The organism is Megasphaera sp. DJF_B143, from assembly GCF_900320625.1.
GTDB lineage: Bacteria > Bacillota > Negativicutes > Veillonellales > Megasphaeraceae > Megasphaera > Megasphaera hexanoica.
On sequence record NZ_ONTA01000243.1, the window covers coordinates 1 to 4,024 of the forward strand.

The 4,024-nt window shown below is 49.8% G+C and carries 4 protein-coding genes; all 4 read left to right on the forward strand.

What is annotated here, in order from left to right:
* Positions 1 to 116: 116 nt before the first annotated feature.
* The 4 genes from DBO31_RS07185 (at position 117) to DBO31_RS07200 (ending at position 3,915) form a co-directional block, all read left to right on the forward strand.
* Entirely contained in the window at positions 117 to 668 is a 552-nt protein-coding gene (locus tag DBO31_RS07185; RefSeq protein WP_113855430.1) for a DUF805 domain-containing protein, read from the forward strand.
* A gap of 13 nt (positions 669 to 681) precedes the next feature.
* Positions 682 to 900 carry a FeoA domain-containing protein gene (locus DBO31_RS07190; protein ID WP_059076721.1) on the forward strand — a complete coding sequence of 73 codons (219 nt, stop codon included), beginning with the start codon at positions 682 to 684 and terminating at the stop codon, positions 898 to 900.
* A gap of 4 nt (positions 901 to 904) precedes the next feature.
* On the forward strand, positions 905 to 3,016 hold the full coding sequence (gene feoB / locus DBO31_RS07195; RefSeq protein WP_234995430.1) for a ferrous iron transport protein B: 2,112 nt from the start codon (positions 905 to 907) through the stop codon (positions 3,014 to 3,016).
* A 65-nt stretch (positions 3,017 to 3,081) separates the two neighbouring features.
* Positions 3,082 to 3,915 (forward strand): energy-coupling factor transporter ATPase, encoded by an 834-nt coding sequence (locus DBO31_RS07200; protein WP_150824808.1) that lies wholly within the window; start codon positions 3,082 to 3,084, stop codon positions 3,913 to 3,915.
* Positions 3,916 to 4,024: the final 109 nt, after the last annotated feature.

Below are 4,024 nucleotides of genomic sequence, written 5' to 3' on the forward strand. Positions count from 1 at the left end.
ATATTATAACATAGATTTGTGGAAAATATTTGAGTGCAGGCACAGAATATGATACCATTTAGAAGAAAACAGCTATCATCAGTTGCATTATAAGCGGTTATACAGGAGGTATACATATGTCCCGCAAGAAATTGAAGTTAGAAAAGCGGTCCCGCCAGTCGGCGCGTATCCATAAAGGTCTGGAAATGCCCGTCGGAATGGGATCGGAAGACAGTATTCTGGGATTCCGCAATGGCAAGGAACTGAAAGAAAAATATTTTGCCTTTCAGGGACGCATTGGCCGCCGACCTTTCATTATGCGGACATTGCTGCTCATCGTGGCGCAGTTTATGTTTACATTCATTCTCTATAGTAAAATCGTAGAATCGATTATTATCCATCGCACTGATTTTGCCTGGGGATTTGGCATTCTGCTCATCGTATTGACCATTCCGACCGTCTGGTCCCAGTTGTCACTGGGATGGAGGCGCTGTCATGATATGAATAAAGGAGGAGCTTTTTTTATCATTCCGTACTTTTGCTATTTAGGCAGTTATGTAGCTCCCATCCTGGCACTGGATACGCTGGGGACAGCTGTCCAGTCCATTACAGCCGTTTGTTTCCTGGCCTTTTTCACCGTACGGGGAACAGAAGGTGACAATGCGTACGGTCCGGAACGGTCCCGGTAAGGGGGGGGATAGTATGACGCTAGATCAGGGAATAGCAGGACATACGTATATTGTAGAAACGTTGAACCTGGCGCCGCGAATTGAAAAACGTCTGCAGGCGCTGGGAATGATAGTCAGTACACCCGTCGATGTCCTGAACAATAAAAATGGCGGCACGATGATCATCAAAGTACGCAATACGCGGCTGGCTATTGGCAGGGGCATTTCGTCCCGTATTGTAGTAAGGAGCTGACACTATGCTGGGATTGGGAAAAAAAGAAAGGGGAAAGCATATTCCCCAGGGAATGGAACATACGGGTGCAGAGCCGACCGAGGGGATGACTGTCGCCTTTATCGGTAATCCGAATTGTGGCAAGACGACCTTGTTCAATGCCTATACAGGAGCAAATCTGAAAGTGGCGAACTGGCCGGGCGTCACTGTCGAAAAAGTGGAAGGGGCCATCGACTCCCACGGCGTTCATATCCATCTCGTCGATTTACCGGGGACGTACAGTCTGACTTCTTATACGATGGAAGAACAGGTATCGCGGAATTTTATCTTAAGTGATGACGTCGATGTCATCATCGATGTCGTCGATGCATCGGCGCTGGAACGAAATCTCTATCTGACTTTGCAGCTGCTCGAACTGGGGAGGCCTGTCGTAGTAGCGCTCAACATGATGGATATTGTCGAAAAACGTGGTATGGAAATTGACCTGCACCGCCTGCCGGAGATGCTGGGCGTGCCAGTCATTCCCGTTTCCGCGCTGAAGCGGAGGGGACTCAGCGTCCTGCTGCATGCGGCTATCCACCATAAGGACCACGTACATCCCGACCGGCTGATTCATAATCATTCCGATGAAACACATCACAAGCACAATCATCATCAGGATTTTGCCATGGTGTATAGCGACGGGCTGGAAGATAAAATCGACCAATTGCAGAATATGTTGAAGAGTGCCTATCCGGACCTTTTTAATTACCGTTGGCATGCACTGAAACTGCTGGAACAAGACCCGGAAATTACAAAAAAATTCCCGCTGAAAGGGATAGAACGGGTAGTAGACCGCAGTTATGAAACGGACATTATTAATCAGAAATACAGTTTTATTGAAGAAATTATCCAGGAAGTCGTCGTCAATCAGGCAAAACGGGCAGCCGCGACGGACTATGCCGATCATATTCTGACAAACCGATGGCTTAGTATCCCGATTTTCCTTTTCGTCATGGGCGTCGTGTTTTTCCTGACCTTTTTTATCGGTGATATGCTTCGGGATTATTTTGAGTCGGCTATCGATATCCTGTCGGTCTATGCGACAGACGGCCTGCTGTCCCTCGGGGCAGATGAGATGCTCATCTCTCTTGTATGTGATGGCATCATTGCCGGCGTAGGCGGCATCCTGACATTTCTGCCTAATATCTGTATTTTATTTGTTACGCTGGCTGTCCTGGAAGACAGTGGATACATGTCGCGGGTGGCATTTATCATGAATGACATCATGAATCATCTGGGCCTTTCTGGCCGGGCATTCATTCCCATGATCCTGGGATTCGGCTGCAGTGTACCGGCTATCATGGCATCGCGGGCTCTGGAAAATAAGACCGACCGCTATCGTACCATGCTGGTCACGCCTTTTATGTCCTGCAGTGCCCGCCTGCCCATTTATATTTTATTTTCGGGCATGTTCTTTCCGGAACATGCCATGGTCGTTGCCTATTCGATGTACCTCATCGGTATTGTAGTAGCACTCATCTGCCTGCTGCTGCTGAATCTGTTCCACCGGCAGCAGGCAGATAATGCCCTGCTCATTGAATTACCGGAATACAAGCGGCCCAGCAGCCGCACCGTAATGATTTCCGTAAAGGAAAAAGTCAAAGATTATCTGAGCCGTGCGGGTACGATAATTTTTGCCGCATCTATCCTCATGTGGTTCATCCTCAATTTCGGGCCTTCCGGTTATGGTGACATGGCCCACAGTTTCGGGGCAATCCTCGGACGGGGACTGGTGCCGTTCTTTGCGCCGATTGGTCTGGGATACTGGCAGATTTCCCTGGCGCTCCTTGCCGGTATTTCGGCCAAGGAAGTTGTCGTTTCCAGCTTTGCCGTACTCTTCGATGGCGTCAATATTAATTCTACAACGGCACTGGCTACTCTGGCGGCCAGCATGGGACAGATGGGGTTCACAGAACTTAACGCGTACTGTATGATGTTGTTTTCCCTGCTCTATATCCCCTGTGCGGCGACGATTGCCACCATCCATGCTGAATCACACAGCTGGAAATGGACGGCCCTTTCTGTCGTATTCCAGATTGCCGTAGCCTGGGTGCTGACTTTTATTGTCTACCAGACAGGAAGCCGTCTGTTCTGATTTACAAGGACGCTTAAACCCTGTATAATAGGTGCGGATATATTCACGTGTAAGGAGACAGGTACATGAGTACACCTATGATTAAACTCGATCATATGAGTCATACCTATGAGGATGAAAACGGGCAGACCGTCTATGCCCTGAAGGATATTTCTTTGGAAATACAGCCCGGCGAATTCGTCGCTGTCATCGGTACGAACGGCTCGGGAAAATCGACATTAGCCAAGCATTTCAACGTCTTGCTCGTACCGACGGAAGGAACGTGTGAAGTCCTGGGGATGCGGACCGATGATCCGGCCAATTTGTGGAAAATCCGCCAGAACGTGGGCATGGTTTTTCAGAATCCTGACAATCAGATCGTCGCGGCCGTCGTAGAAGAGGATGTTGCTTTTGGACCGGAAAATCTGGGTGTCTCGCCGGAAGAAATCCGCCAGCGTGTCAGTGACGCCCTGGCCAGAGTCCGCATGACAGCTTTTGCTAAGCATGGCCCCCATCTTCTGAGCGGCGGCCAGAAACAGCGGGTGGCCATTGCAGGCATCCTGGCGATGCAGTCTCGCTGTATCGTCCTGGATGAACCGACAGCCATGCTGGATCCTGTGGGGCGGAAGGAAGTCATGGACACCATCCGCCAGCTGAACCAGGAAGGCATTACGGTCATCATTATTACACATTTTATGGAAGAAGCCGTACAGGCTGGCCGGGTCATCGTCATCCACCACGGAGAAGTCAAAATGGATGGCACGCCCCGCGAGGTATTTACTCATGTCGATGAACTGCTGGAACTGGGGCTGGATGTGCCTGTACCGGCAGAACTGGCTGCCCGCCTGCGCAGAAAGGGAATCCCCATTGAAGGGAGTATTATCAGCAAGGAAGAATTGGGAGACGCATTATGTCAATAAAGCTGGAACATGTTACGCATACGTACGGCCTGGGGTCGCCGTTTGAAAAAACGGCCCTGCATGACGTGAGTCTGGAAATCAAATCGGGTGAGTTTGTCGGTATTATCGG